We start from the raw sequence: 15,379 nt of genomic DNA, 5'->3' as shown, positions 1-15,379 counted from the left end.
CCCTGGATCAGTCGTCGAGGGCTTTGACGGACTTGGGCGACAACCGCAGGCTGCGCAAGCTGCGCTTGACGCTCTTGAGGTGGTTGACCAGGCTCGGGCCCCGCGCCATGGCAACGCCCATCGCCAGCACGTCGATCACCACCAGGTGAGCGATACGCGACGTCAGCGGGGTGTAGATCTCGGTGTCTTCGTGCACATCGATCGCCAGGTTGACCGTGGACAGCTCCGCCAACGGCGTCTGGCTCGGGCACAAGGTAATCAATGTCGCACCGCTTTCACGCACCAGGTTGGCGGTGATCAGCAGGTCTTTGGAGCGGCCCGACTGGGAAATGCAGATCGCCACGTCGGTCGGCTTCAAGGTCACCGCCGACATCGCCTGCATGTGCGGGTCGCTGTAGGCCGCTGCGGTCAGCAGCAGGCGGAAAAATTTGTGCTGGGCGTCTGCCGCCACCGCACCGGACGCGCCGAAACCATAGAACTCCACACGCTGGGCCTGGGACATGGCGGTCACGGCCTTTTGCAGCTCTACCGGGTCAAGCTTCTCGCGCACCTCCATGAGCGTGTGCAAGGTGGTGTCGAAGATTTTCAGGCTGTAGTCGGCGACGGAATCGTCTTCGTGAATCGCAAACTGGCCGAAGCTCGCGCCGGCGGCCAGGCTCTGGGCCAGCTTGAGCTTCAAGTCCTGGAACCCGGAGCAACCGATGGCGCGGCAGAAGCGCACGATAGTCGGCTCGCTGATGCCCACGCTGTGGGCAAGGTCGGCCATGGAACTGTGCATCACGGCCGCAGGGTCAAGCAGCACGTGATCGGCAACCTTGAGTTCCGATTTGCGTAACAGGTGGCGCGACTGGGCGATATGTTGCAACAGGTTCAAAGGGCAGGACTCTTGTTATTGGCAGGGCCAGGGATGTAGCAAGCTTGTAGTTATACTACAAGAATTGCCGTTTTGCCCGCCCGATGCATCACTAAATCGCCCTGATGCCCTTTGAATCAGCGGGCAGCTGCCTTGTAGCCATAGGGGCGTGCGGACTGTCTTCAGGGAAAATCTGCATTGTTGCGTAACAAATCTGCCAGCCCTTCGGCCTCCATCGGCCGACTGATCAGGTAGCCCTGCACCTCATCGCATCGTTCTGTACGCAGGAAATCCAGCTGCTGCTGATCTTCCACGCCTTCGGCCACCACTTTGAGCGCCAGTCCGTGCGCCATCGCAATGATCGCTCGGGTAATGGCGGCGTCTTCCCGCCCCTGACCGAGGCCGCGGATAAAGGTCTGGTCGATCTTTACGTAATCCACAGGGATACGCTTGAGGTAACTGAGGGATGAATAGCCGGTGCCAAAGTCGTCGATGGCCAGCTTCACGCCCAGGTCGCGCAGTTGCTGGAAGGTCGCGATGATGTGTTCAACACTGTCGAGCAACTGGCTCTCGGTCAGTTCCAGTTCGAGGTATTGCGGGTCCAGGCCGGTTTCTTCCAGTACCTGGCGCACCAGGCTGACCAGCTTGCCCTGGCGCAACTGGTGCACCGAGAGGTTCACCGACACGCGGATCGGTGCCAGCCCCTGGCGCTGCCACTCACAGGCTTGCCAGCAGGCCTCGCGCAGCACGAATTCGCCCAGCGGTACGATCAGGCCCGTTTCTTCGGCCAGGCCGATAAAGTCGCCTGGCGGCACCATGCCCCATTGCGGATGTTCCCAGCGGATCAACGCTTCGGCAGCGTTCAGCTTTCCGGTGGCCAGGCACAGTTTCGGCTGGTAGAACACCGTGAGCTGGCGCTCATCGATGGCTTTGCGCAGATGGTTTTCCAGCTGCAAACGCTCCAGGGTGCTGGCTTGCAGGCTGTCGGTGTAGAACTGGAAGTTATTGCCGCCCAAGTGCTTGGCGTGCTGCATGGCCATGTTCGATTGACTGACCAGCGCGGAAATTTCCCGCGCGTTATCCGGCAACAGGCTGATACCCATCGACGCACTCACCACCAACTCATGCCCTTCCACCGTCACCGGCACCCGCAGTTTGGCCAGCAGCCGTGTGGCCACCCGCGCCAGGCTCGACAGGTTGCCGTAGGCGTCGAACAGCACGGCGAACTCATCGCCGGACAAACGCGCGATGGTGTCAGCCTCGGGCAAGGCATTGATCAACCGACGGGCCATTTTTTGCAGCAACTGGTCGGCCACTTCATGGCCCAGGCTGTCATTGAGCAACTTGAAGCGGTCGAGGTTGATATGCAGCAACGCCAGGCTGCGCCCGCCCTGGCGTACACGCTGATGGGCCTCGCGCAGCCGTTCGCGGAACAGCGAGCGGTTGGCCAGGCCGGTCAACTCATCGTAGTGGGTGAGGTAGCGCATGCGCTCCTCGGATTCGCGCCGCGCCGATAGATCGGCGAAGAAGCCCACGATATGACTGACTTTTCCGCGAACATCGCGCACCACGTTCAGTTGCAGCCATTGCGGGTACAGTTCGCCATTCTTACGCGTTTCTACCAATTCGCCCTGCCAGGTCCCATGCGTGAGCAGCGCTTGGCGGATCACCGGGAAGTGGCGCCGCGCATCACGACTGCTGGGCAGCTCGACGACGTTGCGACCGAGCATGTCATCGATCTCAAAGCCAGTGACACGGCTGAAAGCCTGATTGACGGCGATTAATTTGTAGTCCGGATCAAGGATCACAATGCCTTCGCTGGCCGCCTCGAACACGGTCGAGGCCAGTCGCTGTTGCTCCTCCAGGGCTTTGCCGGCGCTGACGTCGCGGCGTGTGCCGAGCATTCGAATCACTCGCCCGCTCGGCGCGCGCTCTACGGCGCGACCACGGTCTTCGATCCATACCCAGTGACCATCGCCATGGCGCACGCGGTATTCCACCTGGTAATCCTCAGTGCGCCCTTTAAGGTGCTCCACCAGCGCCCGCTTGAGCAGCGGCAGGTCGTCGGGGTGCAGGCGCGGCTTGAGGTGGCCGAGCATGGCCGTGACGTACTCGGGCTCGAGGCCGAACAGCTCTTTGAGCTGGGTGTGATGAACCTCATCGGTTTGCAGGTTCCAGTCCCACAGGCCCAGCTCACTGGCTTGCAGGGCCATGGCCAGGCGCGCCTCGCTTTTATTCAGGGCCAGGCTGGCGGCGTCCAATTCCTGGCTGCGTTGTGCCACGCGGTCCTGCAGGCCGATCTGCGCCTCACGTAGTTCCTGCTCAACCTGACGCCGCTGCTCGACTTCGCGCACCAGATCCTGATTCAGCTGCTCGCTGCGTTGCTGCGCCTGCTGCAGATGCTCGATCAATGCCTGGTTCTGGAAGCGCCGCAACAGCCCACGCTGGATCAGGCGGTTGACCTGCCACGCCACCACGCTCAGGGACGCCAGCAGGATCAGGCCGAGCACACCCCAGCCCTGTTGCTGCGGGGCGCCATTCCAGAACAGATAGACAATCGCCGGCACCAGGCACGGCAAGGCAAAGGACAGGAACGCCGGAAAGCTCACTGCATAGGCGACGCTGGCCGACAGCGTCGCCGCACCGATCAGGCCGAACACCCAGGCCTGCTGCATGAAGCTGTCCACCGGCACCAGGGCGATGGCTGCGGTGGCCAGGGTCAGTCCGCTGACCGCCGAACCCAGCATGAACATGCGCCGCCAGATGGGTTGGGCCTGACGGCTGGGCATGGCCGAATCAAAGGCCGCCACCTGGATCACGCGCATCGCCACCAGGGCCAGCAGCCACACCAGCCAGACGCTGTCCAGCAGGTATTGCCTGGGGTTCCACAGCAGCCAGGCGCAGACCAGGCCATTGACCAGCATTAATAAGGTGGGCAGCAACGAGCCCTGATAGAGCAGGCGTGTGCGCTCGACCGCCATCTCGGTAGCGTAATGTTTGCGGATAACCTGCGCGGGCGCCGCCGAGGGGCCGAGCAGGTCGGTGCTGAGAGTCATAGGCAGTGTTCTTATAATGGTGAGCCCGAAACGTCGACGGAGCATACACAAGCAAGCGCTTGGGCCAAACTGCTCCAGATCATAAAAGTCACCCTGTGAACAGCCGCAAACCTTGGTGCCAGCCCCCTTGAGCGAGGCCCGTCGCGGGCTGTGGCCCATGACTTACCGGTCATCAGCCCTGCCAGAATGTTTGCCCGGCCGGGACCACGCGAGACGTTTTGCGTCGACCACCCGGCATTGGGATTTGCCCGAGCCCCCTTAGGCCCATAGAATGCGCCGATGCGCGATGATCTCTCTCTTTTGCTGAACTCCCTCAACGATGCCCAACGCCAGGCCGTAGCGGCCCCCGTTGGCCGTCAGTTGGTCCTGGCCGGTGCTGGCTCCGGTAAAACCCGAGTGCTGGTGCACCGTATCGCCTGGTTGATCCAGGTCGAGAACGCGTCCCCGCATTCGATCCTGTCGGTGACTTTCACCAACAAGGCCGCTGCCGAGATGCGCCACCGCATCGAGCAGTTGATGGGCATCAGCCCGGCCGGTATGTGGGTGGGCACCTTCCACGGCCTGGCGCACCGCCTGTTGCGGGCACACTGGCAGGAAGCGGGCCTGGCCCAGACCTTCCAGATCCTCGACAGCGATGACCAGCAACGCCTGGTCAAGCGCGTGATCCGTGAGCTGGGCCTCGACGAGCAGCGCTGGCCGGCGCGCCAGGCCCAGTGGTTTATCAACGGCCAGAAAGACGAAGGCCTGCGCCCGCAGCACATCCAGGCCAGCGGCGATTTGTTCCTGGCCACCATGCGCAGCATTTATGAAGCCTACGAGGCGGCCTGCGCCCGCGCTGGCGTTATCGACTTCTCCGAGCTGCTGCTGCGCGCCCTCGACCTGTGGCGCGACAATCCGGGTTTGCTGGCCCATTACCAGAAACGCTTCCGTCACATTCTGGTGGACGAGTTCCAGGACACCAACGCCGTGCAGTACGCCTGGTTGCGTCTGCTGGCCAAGGGCGGCGACAGCCTGATGGTGGTGGGCGACGACGACCAGTCGATCTACGGCTGGCGTGGCGCGAAAATCGAGAACATCTACCAGTATTCCGAGGACTTCCCGGACGCGGTCACCATCCGCCTGGAGCAGAACTACCGCTCCACCGCCGGCATCCTCAAGGCCGCCAACGCCTTGATCGCCAACAACACCGGGCGCCTGGGCAAAGAGCTGTGGACCGACGGCGGCGAAGGCGAGGCGATCAACCTGTATGCCGCGTTCAACGAGCACGATGAAGCGCGCTACGTGGTGGAAACCATCGAAAGCGCGCTGAAAACCGGCCTTGCCCGTAGCGATATTGCGATTCTGTACCGTTCCAACGCCCAATCGCGGGTACTTGAAGAAGCCTTGCTGCGCGAGCGCATCCCGTACCGCATTTATGGCGGCCAGCGCTTCTTCGAGCGTGCGGAAATCAAGAACGCCATGGCATACCTGCGTTTGCTCGAAGGCCGTGGCAACGACGCGGCACTGGAGCGGGTGATCAATATCCCGGCCCGTGGCATCGGCGAGAAAACCGTCGAGGCGATTCGCGACCACGCGCGCCATGCCGATGTGTCGATGTGGGAGTCCATGCGCCTGCTCATCGCCAATAAAGGCCTGACCGGCCGTGCTGCCGGGGCGCTGGGGGTGTTTGTCGAGTTGATCGAGAACCTCGCGGCCAAGTGTTCGGAAATGCCCCTGCACCTGATGACCCAGACGGTGATCGAGCAATCCGGGCTGATTGCCTATCACGAAGCGGAAAAAGGCGAGAAAGGCCAGGCCCGGGTAGAAAACCTCGAGGAACTGGTCAGCGCCGCCCGCGCGTTCGAAAACACCGAGGAAGACGAAGAGCTGACTCCGCTCGCCGCCTTCCTCGGCCATGCGTCCCTGGAGGCCGGCGATACTCAGGCCGATGAGCATGAAGACAGCATCCAGTTGATGACCTTGCACAGCGCCAAGGGCCTGGAGTTTCCGTATGTGTTCCTGGTGGGCATGGAAGAAGGCCTGTTCCCCCACAAGATGAGCCTGGAAGAGCCCGGCCGTCTTGAAGAGGAACGCCGCCTGGCCTATGTGGGCATCACCCGCGCAATGCAGAACCTGGTGATGACCTACGCCGAGACCCGACGCCTGTACGGCAGCGAGACCTACAACAAGGTATCGCGCTTCGTACGTGAAGTGCCGAAGGGACTGATCCAGGAAGTGCGCCTGTCCAACAGCGTCAGCCGCCCGTTCGGCGGGGGCCAGCAGCAGAACTCCAGCAACATGTTCGCCGGTTCCGAGATTCCGGAAACCCCATTCAGCCTGGGCCAGCAGGTCAGGCATGCGATCTTCGGCGAAGGCGTGATCCTCAACTTCGAAGGCGCCGGAGCCCAGGCACGGGTGCAGGTGAACTTCGCCGAAGGCAGCAAATGGCTGATGATGGGCTACGCGAAGCTCGAAGCGGTCTGAAACATTTGCCAACATGAAGGTTATTGGCCCGCCCTTGTTTTTAACGAGCGCGGGCCAATATCTGTAATACGTCCTACAGACCATTCTGATTCGGTCTTACGCAAAAGCCCGAAACATTATGTCGCTAGCCACTGTCACTACACCTGTGCAACATGGCGCGCGTGCAATCCACAAATGGGAATTCCCTTTATGAAACGTTTTCTTAGCATCGCCATGGCGTTGTGCATCGGCCTGACGATGAGCCTCGACGCCAACGCCAAACGCTTCGGTGGCGGCAAAAGCTCGGGCGCGGCGCCGACTCACCAGACCAGCCAAATGGCTCCATCCGCCGGTGCCGGCGGTGCTGCCGCTACCGCAGGCGCAGCCGGGGCTGCCGGCGCCGCTGCCAAGGCCGGCGGTGCTTCGCGCTGGTTGGGCCCTCTGGCCGGTATCGCGGCCGGTGGCCTGCTCGCTTCCATGTTCATGGGCGGCGGCTTCCAGGGCATGCAGATCTTCGACATCCTGATCATGGCGGTCATCGCCTTCCTGGTCTTCCGTTTCATCGCCGCCCGTCGCCGCAAGCAGCAGGAGCAAATGGCTCCGGCCGGCGCGCCGATGCAGCGTGAAGTGTTCGAGCAGAAGCCAGCCATGGGTTCGATCTTCGGTGGTTCGGCAGCGCCTGCCGCAGCCCGCCCGGTGATCAACGCACCGGCGTGGTTCAACGAAGAGCGTTTCGTCGAAGCGGCCCGCAGCCACTTCCAGTCCCTGCAGCAGCACTGGGACGCCAACGAAATGGACAAGATCTCCGAGTTCGTGACCCCGCAACTGCTGGAGTTCCTCAAGCGCGAACGCGCCGACCTGGGCGACGGCTTCCAGTCGACCTATATCGACGACCTGCACGTGCAACTGGAAGGTGTGGATGATCGCGCCGACAAGACCATCGCAACGTTGACCTTCAGTGGCGTGTCGAAGACTTCGCGTTTCGACCAGGGTGAAGTGTTCAGCGAAAGCTGGAACATGGAACGTGCCCAAGGCGACAACCAGCCATGGCTGGTCGCCGGTATCCGCCAGAACGGCTGATACCCACGCGCTTGAGCAAGCCGTAACAAAACCCCGGACCTGTCCGGGGTTTTCTATTTCACGGTTGCACTTATGGCGAGCTACTGTATAAAACGCCCCTATAAACCGCGCCATCAGCAAGAGGATCCCGGCCGTGGAAGAAATCATCGAACAATTGCGTGAAGCCAATGAACCGGTTCCGGTTCCTCTGGAGTTGCCTGACGAAGATCAACTGGTGGAAATCGAGGAACAGCTGTTCATCGACATCCCGTTTGTCTTTCGTGAATTCCTGCTGACCGTCAGCGATGTGGTGTACGGCAGCCTGGAGCCGGTGACCGTCACCGACCCGCAATCCCACACCTACCTGCCGGACGTGGCTGCCAACGCCTGGGATGCCGGTGTTGACCGCAGCATGATCCCGATCTGCCAGGACGGTGACGATTACTACTGCGTCGAAGAAGACGGCACCGTGGTGCTGTGGTCCGGCGAAGAAGAACTCGTCACCGAAGAGACCTGGGAATCGGTGTGGCACTGGGCGCGGGACGTCTGGCTGGAAAGCTGAGACCTGACCCCCGTGGCGAACGGGCTTGCGGTGGTGAGCGGGCTTGTCCCGCGCCGGGCCGCATAGCGGCCCCCACTAGTGTTCCGGCGTATCCTTATGGTTATCCAGCGTCTCCAGCAAGGCGACCTGCATCCGCGTATGCACACGGATGAACCATCGCCAGAGCACGGCCGCCACCGCCGCCGTGACCACGGCAATCAGTACCAGCAACTTGTTGGTCGGCAGAATACTGGCCGACAAGGCTGCCAATAGCACAAAGATCACCAGCAGCGACAAAATCGGGATCAGCTCCGCAATCACCCGTCGCACACGCTGGGTATGTCGCCCGGCCATTTCCGGCTTCACGCTCATCTCCGCCAGCAACATCGACAGCGCCTTGAGCTTGCGGTACGCCGCAATCAGGAACGGCAGCGACAACAGCAATGCCCCACCCCAGATCAACGCCTTCTGCCAGCTTGGATCACTGATCCAACCTTCCAGGTACCCACCAATGCGCACCGCGAAAAAGCTTCCGGCGAAGAAAATCGCGATCACCAGCGCCAGGTTCACGCCCACCTGCAGGATGATCTTGCGGATCATCGACGCCAGCATGGCGCCCTCGCCTTGCGGCTGAATACTGCGTAACCATTCGCCGTACATGCCAAACACCCGGCTCATACGCTTGGGCATCACGGCGGCGATCTTCAATGACAAAGGGTCGGCGCCGCGAATCAGGTACGGCGTGAGCAGCGTAGTGATCGCCGAAACGGCCACCGCCACCGGATACAGGAAGTCGCTGGTCACCTGCAAGGTCATGCCCAGCGCGGCGATAATGAAGGAAAACTCGCCAATTTGTGACAGCCCCATGCCTACCCGCAGTGAGGTACGACCATCATTGCCGGCGATAAAGGCACCCAGGCCGCAGGACAGCATCTTGCCCAGCACCACGGCCACGGTGATCACCGCGATCGGCCAGGCGTATTGCAGGAGGATCTGCGGGTCGATCATCAAGCCGATCGCCACGAAGAAGATCGCGCTGAACATGTCGCGAACCGGCTCGATCAGGCGCTCGATCTTAACCAATTGCCGGGATTCGGCCATGATCGCGCCGATCAGAAACGCCCCCAGCACCATGCTGTACTCCAGCTTGACCACCAGCAGGCAGAAACCGAAACACAGGCCCAGTACGGTGATCAGCAGCATTTCGTTGCTTTCGAATTTGGCCACGTAGGCCAACAGGCGCGGCACCAGCAAAATACCGATGACCAACGCGACGATCATGAACAGCGAGAGCTTGCCGACCGTGGAGAACACCTCGCCGGAGCTCACCGTACCGCTGACGGCGATGCTCGAGAGCAAGGCGATGATGCCGATGCCAAGGATGTCTTCCACAATCAGCACGCCAAAAATAAGTTGGGCGAAGCGCTGGTTTTTCATCTTCAGGTCATTGAGTGCCTTCACGATGATGGTGGTGGAGGAAATCGCCAGGATCGCGCCGAGGAACAGCGAGTCCATGGTGTTCCAGTCGAACCAGCGGCCAATCTCGTAGCCGATCCAGATCATCAGGATGATTTCCAGGAAGGCCGCGATAAACGCCGTGGCCCCCACCTTGAACAGCTTGCGCAGGCTGAACTCCAGGCCCAGGCAGAACATCAGGAAGATCACCCCCAGTTCGGCGAGGGTCTTGATGGTGTCTTCGTCGTGGATCAGTCCGAACGGCGGGGTGTGCGGGCCAATGATGAAGCCGGCGACGATGTACCCCAGCACCACAGGTTGCTTGAGGCGGTGAAACAGGACGGTGACCACCCCTGCCACCAGCATGATCACAGCCAAGTCCTGGATAAAGCTGATGGCGTGCATGGCGAGGGGCTCCTTGAGGGTACTGGCGCTTTCCCCACTTCCGCACGCGCCTTTGAAAAATCGCAAAATGCGGAAGGAAAAGTCTGCCTTTATCGTAAGAAATGCCCTGAGATGGGCTTTTGAAGGTTAACACCGCGACTTCCGCCGGAAAGCCGGTGCAATATATGGAAACAGATCGGTGAACGCGTGACGGCAAGCCGCCCACCGGCGTCCCGTAAGGGATGGCGCTGCAAAGATCCCAGCACCCGCAGAGGTGCCACCCAACCAATGCCTACAACCCGTGAGTGTGCTATGGAACCCGGAAACGCCCAGCTGTCGATGACGGTATTGATGACCCCTGACATGGCCAACTTCTCAGGCAATGTCCACGGCGGCACCTTGCTCAAGTACCTCGATGAAGTGGCCTACGCCTGCGCGAGCCGTTATGCCGGTCGCTATGTGGTGACGCTGTCGGTGGATCAGGTGATTTTTCGCGAACCGATCCATGTCGGCGAGCTGGTGACATTCCTTGCGTCGGTCAACTACACCGGCAATACGTCGATGGAAGTGGGCATCAAGGTGGTGACCGAGAACATCCGCGAGCGCTCGGTGCGTCATACCAACAGCTGCTTCTTCACCATGGTGGCCGTGGACGACCAGCGTAAACCCGCTGCCGTGCCACCGCTGCAACCCCATAACAGTGAAGACAAGCGCCGGTTCGTGCAGGCCCAGCAGCGCCGGCAGATCCGCCAGGAGCTTGAGAAGCGCTACCAGGAAATCAAGGCTGACGCGCTGTAAGTCCAACCAAAAAATGTGGGAGGTTTGCCCCCCTCTCACATTGGGTTCTGTGTACTTACAGGCTGATCGGCGTCGCCTCGAAACGTACGCGAGGATGGGCGATGCGGTCCTGGGCGCGGACCAGTTCCAGCTCGTAACTGGCGCAGGCCTGGGTTTCCAGCAGCACTTCGTGCACCGCCGCGGCCGTGAACTCAAAAGCCGCCAACAGGCTGTCGCCCAGCAACACCCGCGCCAGGAACAGCCCCGACGTCAGGTCGCCCACGCCCACCGGCTGGCGCGGGAACGCCAGCAGCGGCCGACGCAGGTGCCAGCTGCCCTCGGCAGTTACCAGCAGCATCTCGAAACCATCCGGCAACTTGCCCGGGTAATCCAGGTGCTTGACCAGCACCGCCTTCGGGCCACGGGCCAGCAATGCCTTGGCCATGCCCAGGCAGTCGAACAGCGATTGCGGCTTGCGCCCGGCAAAGCTGTCCAGTTCCAGTTGGTTGGGGCACAGGAAGTCGGCCATGGCCGCCGCTTCATCCAGCAGGAAATCGCTGACGTCCTGCGGCACGATGCAGCCCTTTTCCGGATGGCCCATCACCGGGTCGCACAGGTACAGGGCCTTGGGGTTGATGGCCTTGATGCGCGCCACACCGGTAAGAATCGCGCGGCCCTGATCCGCACTACCCAGGTAGCCAGACAGAATCGCATCGCAGTTGCCCAGCTCGCCGATGGCGGCAATGCCTTCCACCAGCGCAGGAATCTGCTGCGGCGCCAGCACTTCGCCCGCCCACTGACCATACTGGGTATGGTTGGAGAACTGCACCGTGTTCAGCGGCCAGACGTTCACCCCGACCCGCTGCATGGGGAACACGGCGGCGCTGTTTCCGGCGTGGCCAAAGACCACATGAGACTGGATCGCAAGCAGATGAGGTGTGCGTTTCATGCAGGAGATTTCCGTAAAGCCATTGAAATTCTGGCCGCGCAGTATGCGACTAAACGCAGCCTGTACGACAGACCGACGACACAGTTAAGCTGCTCTCACTTTGTTGGAGTTTTTCGCATGCTGACCCTGGGAAACATCTTCGTGTTGATGCTGCTGGCGACCGGCGCCGCCTGGGTATGGCACAACCACGGCCTGCGAGAGCGGGCGTTGGCGCGGGTCAAGCAGCATTGCGCCAAGCTCGATATCGAATTGCTCGACGGCGCCGTGGCGTTGAAGCGCATCGGTTTTGTGAAGGATGCCAACGGTCGGCGGCGTCTGGCGCGTATCTACAATTTCGAGTTCACCGTCACGGGCGAGACCCGTCACAGCGGGACCATCACGCAATTCGGCGCCCACAGTGCGCAGATCGAACTGGCGCCCTACCCGTTCGAGGTCAAGGAAGCACTGCCCAGCGCCAATGTGATCGAGCTGAGCCAATGGCGCCAGGACCACGCCACCAAGAACCGTCAGTAACGGCAGGCGGCCAGTGCGATCTGCAACGCGGCCACGTCCTGTGGTGCGCTGAAGATCAGTTCGATACGTGAGTCGCGACGCCATTCGCTGGGTTGCCAGGCGAACCGGCTGTTATCCACAGCGTTGGCCGAGATCCACCCATCACGGCTGTGGATAACCAGTTTGGCGCGGCGCCACTCAAGGGATGTCAGCCACAGATGCAAACGCTCGGAATCGAATTGCTGGCTCGGGTGCCAGCGCCAACCGATACTCCAACCGCCCTCCTGGGCCTGGCTCAGGCAAATCGGCACGCTCGGATCACTCCAGATAGCCGGCAATTGAGCCAGCCCCTTGGGCACCACGAAGTTATCCACAGCCGCTTCAGCCTGCGCATTCAAGCCTGGCAGTTTGCCGAGTGGCACGTACGCCTGCTGCGTCCAATAAATGTTCCGATCGGGTAGCTGTCGTTCGACGGCCTCGCGTTGCGCAGCATCCAACCCCTCATCCTTGTTCAACACCAACAGCCCGGAACTGGCCAACGCTTCCTGCTGCGCTGGCGGCAAGGGTTTGCCCGCTGCCAGCGCCTGGGCATCCAGTACCAACACACAGGGCTGAACCGCCAGCACCTGCTGCCACGGCGCTTCGCGCAACTGCTTGAGCAACTGCGCAGGATGCCCCAGGCCCGAGGGTTCGATAAACAACCGATCCGGCTTGGCCTTACGCAGCAACCGGCCCAGGCCTACTTGGAACGGTGCGCCATTCACACAACAAAGGCAGCCACCGGCGACTTCACCCAGGGCAATGCCATCGTCATCCAGGGTCAGCAATGCAGCGTCCAGGCCGATCTGGCCGAACTCGTTGATCAACACCGCCCAGCGCTCGTTGGCCGGACGTTGGGCAAGCAGGTGCTTGATCAGGCTGGTCTTGCCGGCGCCCAAGGGCCCGGCAATCACGTGGGTGGGAATGTTCTGCAGCATGGGTGCCATCGTTCGGACCGTGTAGAGGGTTTGATCTCTACGCGGTTACGCGAGCCAATCCAGCGTCAGAATCAATCGGCGCTCATTCGCTTTCAACGCCGGGGAGCGATGGATGAGGCCGTGGTTTTCGTTGCCGTGCCATTTGGTGCCTTTGAGCAGGGCCACTTCACCGCACTGGATCTGTTCGATGCGCTGGCGCGGTTCGGCGTCCGGTTGGCTGAGCTTGCGTCGGTCCATCACCCCTTCGCGCAACCACTGGCTACCGATGCCGGCATAGGTGGTGATCAGCCGTACCGGCACATGGTCAACGTGGAAACGCGGGCACATGGCTTTATCCAGCAGCCGCAGGCGCACACCGATGCGCTTGGCGCCGAGCAGGCACGCAAAGGCGCTGACCAGCCACGACACATCGGCGATAAAACCTTCGTAGCCTTCAAGATCGCGGCAGCTGGACGCCAGACCGCACAGGTTCGGCTCGGCGTCTTCGTTGTTGAGTTCGATCACCAAGGACTCGGCCAACGGCTCATTGAGCGCAACCAGCAAGGCGCCGAACTCGGCGATATGCAACGGCAATTGGCGCTGCCACAGCGCCAGGTTCACGCCGTCTTCGAGAATATCGGACAGCGCCAGCGGGGTTTCACCACGGGTCTGGCGAACCACCTGGCGCAAAGGGATAAGCGGTTCCAGCATCAGGCGGCCTCTTCATACCAGGGACCAAACGGATCAGCCAGCAGGCGCCAACCTTCGACACCCAGGGCCAGTTCTTCATCGGTGAGCAAGCACGCGTCCAACTCGGCACGCATCCGCGCGAAGTCGATGTTTTGTCCGATAAACACCAGTTCCTGACGGCAGTCGCCAGTACTGAGCTGCCAGTTGCCCATGATGGCGGCGACGCTTTCTTCGTCCTGGGGCCATTGGCTTTTCGGCACAAAGCGCCACCAGCGTCCGGCAAACCCATGGCGCATCAAGCCACCGGCCTGGGACCAACTGCCCGCATCCTGATGCTTGCTGGCCAGCCAGAAAAAGCCCTTGGAACGCAGCAATTTGCCGTTGACCCAAGGCCGGTCGATAAAGTCGAAGAAGCGTTGCGGGTGGAAGGGGCGACGTGCGCGATAGGCCGTGGAAGCGATGCCGTACTCTTCGGTTTCCGGCACGTGTTCACCCCGCAACTCCTGCAACCAGCCCGGCGCCTGCGCGGCGCGTTCGAAGTCGAAGCGGCCGGTGTTGAGGATCTTGTGCAGCGGCACTTCGCCCATGACCATCGGGATGATTTCCGCCTGGGCGTTGAGACGTTCAAGGATCGCCATCAGTTCCTCGCGCTCATGGCTGCTGATCAGGTCGATCTTGCTGATCAGGATCACGTCGGCGAATTCGATCTGCTCGATCAACAGGTCGGTGATCGAGCGTTCGTCTTCCTCTCCGAGGGTTTCGCCCCGTGAGGCGAGGCTTTCGGCAGCCTGGTAGTCGAGCAGGAAGTTCATGCCGTCGACCACGGTGACCATGGTGTCCAGGCGCGCGATATCGGCCAGGCTTTGCTCGTTTTCATCACGGAAGGTGAAGGTTTCAGCCACCGGCAACGGCTCGGAGATCCCGGTGGATTCGATCAGCAGGTAATCGAAGCGACCTTCCTTGGCGAGTTTTCCGACTTCTTCGAGCAAGTCTTCACGCAAGGTGCAGCAGATACAGCCGTTGCTCATCTCCACCAGTTTTTCTTCGGAACGGTTGAGGGTGACGTCACGCTGCACCTCGCTGCCGTCGATGTTGATTTCGCTCATGTCGTTGACGATCACCGCCACGCGCAGGTTTTCGCGGTTGCGCAGGACGTAGTTGAGCAGCGTGCTTTTACCGGCGCCGAGAAAGCCGGACAACACGGTAACGGGGAGACGATTGGGCATCAGGTAATCCTCATCAGGGTTGGCCGGTCAAATCGCCCGTTTATGGCGTTCGCGCAGCTCTTCACGTTCTTTGGCTTCGATACACAGGGTGGCGGTGGGGCGCAGCAGCAGGCGTTGCAGGCCGATGGGCTCGCCCGTTTCGCGGCACCAGCCGTATTCGCCGCGGACCAGCAGTTCGAGGGCGTCGTCGATTTTGTCGAGGAGCTTCTTTTCCCGCTCCAGCAGGCGCAGTTGCCACTGGCGCTGTTCTTCGGCGCTGCCCACATCGGCCGGGTCGCTGTTGGGCTCCTGCTCGCGCAGCACCAGGAATTCGCCCTCGATGCGCGCTTGCAGTTCATGGCGTTGAGTCAGCAACAGTTCGCGGAAAAAGCCCTGCTGGGCTTCATTCATGTAGTCGGCGGGCGGTTGGGCCAGCAGGTCTTGTTCGGTCATGGGGATCGGTTCACGGGTCAGGCTGTGTTTTTATGTTATAGTATAACAATACAAATAAGCCAATCCC

General features: G+C 61.3%; 13 protein-coding genes. 5 read left to right on the top strand and 8 right to left on the bottom strand.

What is annotated here, in order from left to right; genetic code table 11:
- Window positions 1–7 precede the first annotated feature (7 nt).
- Both hexR and Q8X51_RS09120 read right to left on the bottom strand, forming a co-directional pair.
- Entirely contained in the window at window positions 8–874 is an 867-nt protein-coding gene (hexR, locus tag Q8X51_RS09125) for a transcriptional regulator HexR (protein WP_010168370.1), read from the bottom strand.
- A 161-nt stretch (window positions 875–1,035) separates the two neighbouring features.
- On the bottom strand, window positions 1,036–3,909 hold the full coding sequence (locus Q8X51_RS09120; protein WP_065946480.1) for an EAL domain-containing protein: 2,874 nt from the start codon (window positions 3,907–3,909) through the stop codon (window positions 1,036–1,038).
- Between the two features lie 279 nt (window positions 3,910–4,188).
- On the opposite strand from Q8X51_RS09120, the gene uvrD reads away from it, so the two are divergent.
- The 3 genes from uvrD (at window position 4,189) to Q8X51_RS09105 (ending at window position 7,972) form a co-directional block, all read left to right on the top strand.
- Window positions 4,189–6,372, top strand: a complete 2,184-nt coding sequence (gene uvrD / locus Q8X51_RS09115) for a DNA helicase II (protein ID WP_065926768.1) — start codon at window positions 4,189–4,191, stop codon at window positions 6,370–6,372.
- Window positions 6,373–6,561: 189 nt separating this feature from the next.
- The gene (locus Q8X51_RS09110) at window positions 6,562–7,431 is read left to right on the top strand and encodes a Tim44 domain-containing protein (RefSeq protein ID WP_074848015.1); all 870 of its coding nucleotides are present in this window, start codon (window positions 6,562–6,564) and stop codon (window positions 7,429–7,431) included.
- A gap of 133 nt (window positions 7,432–7,564) precedes the next feature.
- A complete protein-coding gene (locus tag Q8X51_RS09105) occupies window positions 7,565–7,972 on the top strand; it encodes an SMI1/KNR4 family protein (protein WP_017739032.1) in 408 nt (135 codons plus the stop codon).
- 75 nt (window positions 7,973–8,047) lie between these two features.
- Here Q8X51_RS09105 and Q8X51_RS09100 read toward each other — a convergent pair whose 3' ends face one another.
- Window positions 8,048–9,811, bottom strand: a complete 1,764-nt coding sequence (locus tag Q8X51_RS09100; RefSeq protein WP_053127534.1) for a cation:proton antiporter — start codon at window positions 9,809–9,811, stop codon at window positions 8,048–8,050.
- A 291-nt stretch (window positions 9,812–10,102) separates the two neighbouring features.
- Between Q8X51_RS09100 and Q8X51_RS09095 the strand changes: the two genes are divergently transcribed.
- On the top strand, window positions 10,103–10,588 hold the full coding sequence (locus Q8X51_RS09095) for an acyl-CoA thioesterase (RefSeq protein WP_003177014.1): 486 nt from the start codon (window positions 10,103–10,105) through the stop codon (window positions 10,586–10,588).
- 55 nt (window positions 10,589–10,643) lie between these two features.
- On the opposite strand, the gene pdxY is transcribed toward Q8X51_RS09095, so the two are convergent.
- Window positions 10,644–11,516: a pyridoxal kinase PdxY gene (gene pdxY / locus Q8X51_RS09090; protein WP_065926771.1), complete on the bottom strand. Its 873-nt coding sequence runs from the start codon at window positions 11,514–11,516 to the stop codon at window positions 10,644–10,646.
- Between the two features lie 117 nt (window positions 11,517–11,633).
- Between pdxY and Q8X51_RS09085 the strand changes: the two genes are divergently transcribed.
- Window positions 11,634–12,029, top strand: a complete 396-nt coding sequence (locus tag Q8X51_RS09085) for a DUF3301 domain-containing protein (RefSeq protein ID WP_065926772.1) — start codon at window positions 11,634–11,636, stop codon at window positions 12,027–12,029.
- On the opposite strand, the gene Q8X51_RS09080 is transcribed toward Q8X51_RS09085, so the two are convergent.
- Genes Q8X51_RS09080 through dksA form a run of 4 tightly spaced genes read right to left on the bottom strand, consistent with a single transcriptional unit; the run spans window position 12,023 to window position 15,312 of the window.
- Complete coding sequence (locus tag Q8X51_RS09080; protein WP_065926773.1) at window positions 12,023–12,985, bottom strand: CobW family GTP-binding protein; 963 nt, start codon at window positions 12,983–12,985, stop codon at window positions 12,023–12,025. The two genes, Q8X51_RS09085 and Q8X51_RS09080, sit on opposite strands and share 7 nt — an antisense overlap.
- A 45-nt stretch (window positions 12,986–13,030) precedes the next feature.
- Window positions 13,031–13,675, bottom strand: coding sequence for a DUF1826 domain-containing protein (locus Q8X51_RS09075; RefSeq protein ID WP_065946436.1), 645 nt, complete (start codon window positions 13,673–13,675; stop codon window positions 13,031–13,033).
- Window positions 13,675–14,880: a zinc metallochaperone GTPase ZigA gene (gene zigA / locus Q8X51_RS09070; protein WP_065926775.1), complete on the bottom strand. Its 1,206-nt coding sequence runs from the start codon at window positions 14,878–14,880 to the stop codon at window positions 13,675–13,677. Before zigA ends, Q8X51_RS09075 begins: the two co-directional genes overlap by 1 nt.
- A gap of 27 nt (window positions 14,881–14,907) precedes the next feature.
- On the bottom strand, window positions 14,908–15,312 hold the full coding sequence (gene dksA / locus Q8X51_RS09065; protein ID WP_137211738.1) for an RNA polymerase-binding protein DksA: 405 nt from the start codon (window positions 15,310–15,312) through the stop codon (window positions 14,908–14,910).
- Window positions 15,313–15,379: the final 67 nt, after the last annotated feature.

This window comes from Pseudomonas sp. Yb2C2, assembly GCF_052112325.1.
GTDB classification, from domain to species: domain Bacteria; phylum Pseudomonadota; class Gammaproteobacteria; order Pseudomonadales; family Pseudomonadaceae; genus Aquipseudomonas; species Aquipseudomonas marginalis.
This window is presented reverse-complemented; position numbering and strand designations above follow the sequence as displayed.

What these genes read in the sequence shown, in the direction of transcription:
- Q8X51_RS09120 (WP_065946480.1), bottom strand. Translation starts at nt 3,909, where the DNA reads ATGACTCTCAGCACCGACCTGCTCGGCCCCTCGGCGGCGCCCGCGCAG.
- uvrD (WP_065926768.1), top strand. Translation starts at nt 4,189, where the DNA reads ATGCGCGATGATCTCTCTCTTTTGCTGAACTCCCTCAACGATGCCCAA.
- Q8X51_RS09110 (WP_074848015.1), top strand. Translation starts at nt 6,562, where the DNA reads ATGAAACGTTTTCTTAGCATCGCCATGGCGTTGTGCATCGGCCTGACG.
- Q8X51_RS09100 (WP_053127534.1), bottom strand. Translation starts at nt 9,811, where the DNA reads ATGCACGCCATCAGCTTTATCCAGGACTTGGCTGTGATCATGCTGGTG.
- Q8X51_RS09095 (WP_003177014.1), top strand. Translation starts at nt 10,103, where the DNA reads ATGGAACCCGGAAACGCCCAGCTGTCGATGACGGTATTGATGACCCCT.
- pdxY (WP_065926771.1), bottom strand. Translation starts at nt 11,516, where the DNA reads ATGAAACGCACACCTCATCTGCTTGCGATCCAGTCTCATGTGGTCTTT.
- Q8X51_RS09085 (WP_065926772.1), top strand. Translation starts at nt 11,634, where the DNA reads ATGCTGACCCTGGGAAACATCTTCGTGTTGATGCTGCTGGCGACCGGC.
- Q8X51_RS09080 (WP_065926773.1), bottom strand. Translation starts at nt 12,985, where the DNA reads ATGCTGCAGAACATTCCCACCCACGTGATTGCCGGGCCCTTGGGCGCC.
- Q8X51_RS09075 (WP_065946436.1), bottom strand. Translation starts at nt 13,675, where the DNA reads ATGCTGGAACCGCTTATCCCTTTGCGCCAGGTGGTTCGCCAGACCCGT.
- zigA (WP_065926775.1), bottom strand. Translation starts at nt 14,880, where the DNA reads ATGCCCAATCGTCTCCCCGTTACCGTGTTGTCCGGCTTTCTCGGCGCC.
- dksA (WP_137211738.1), bottom strand. Translation starts at nt 15,312, where the DNA reads ATGACCGAACAAGACCTGCTGGCCCAACCGCCCGCCGACTACATGAAT.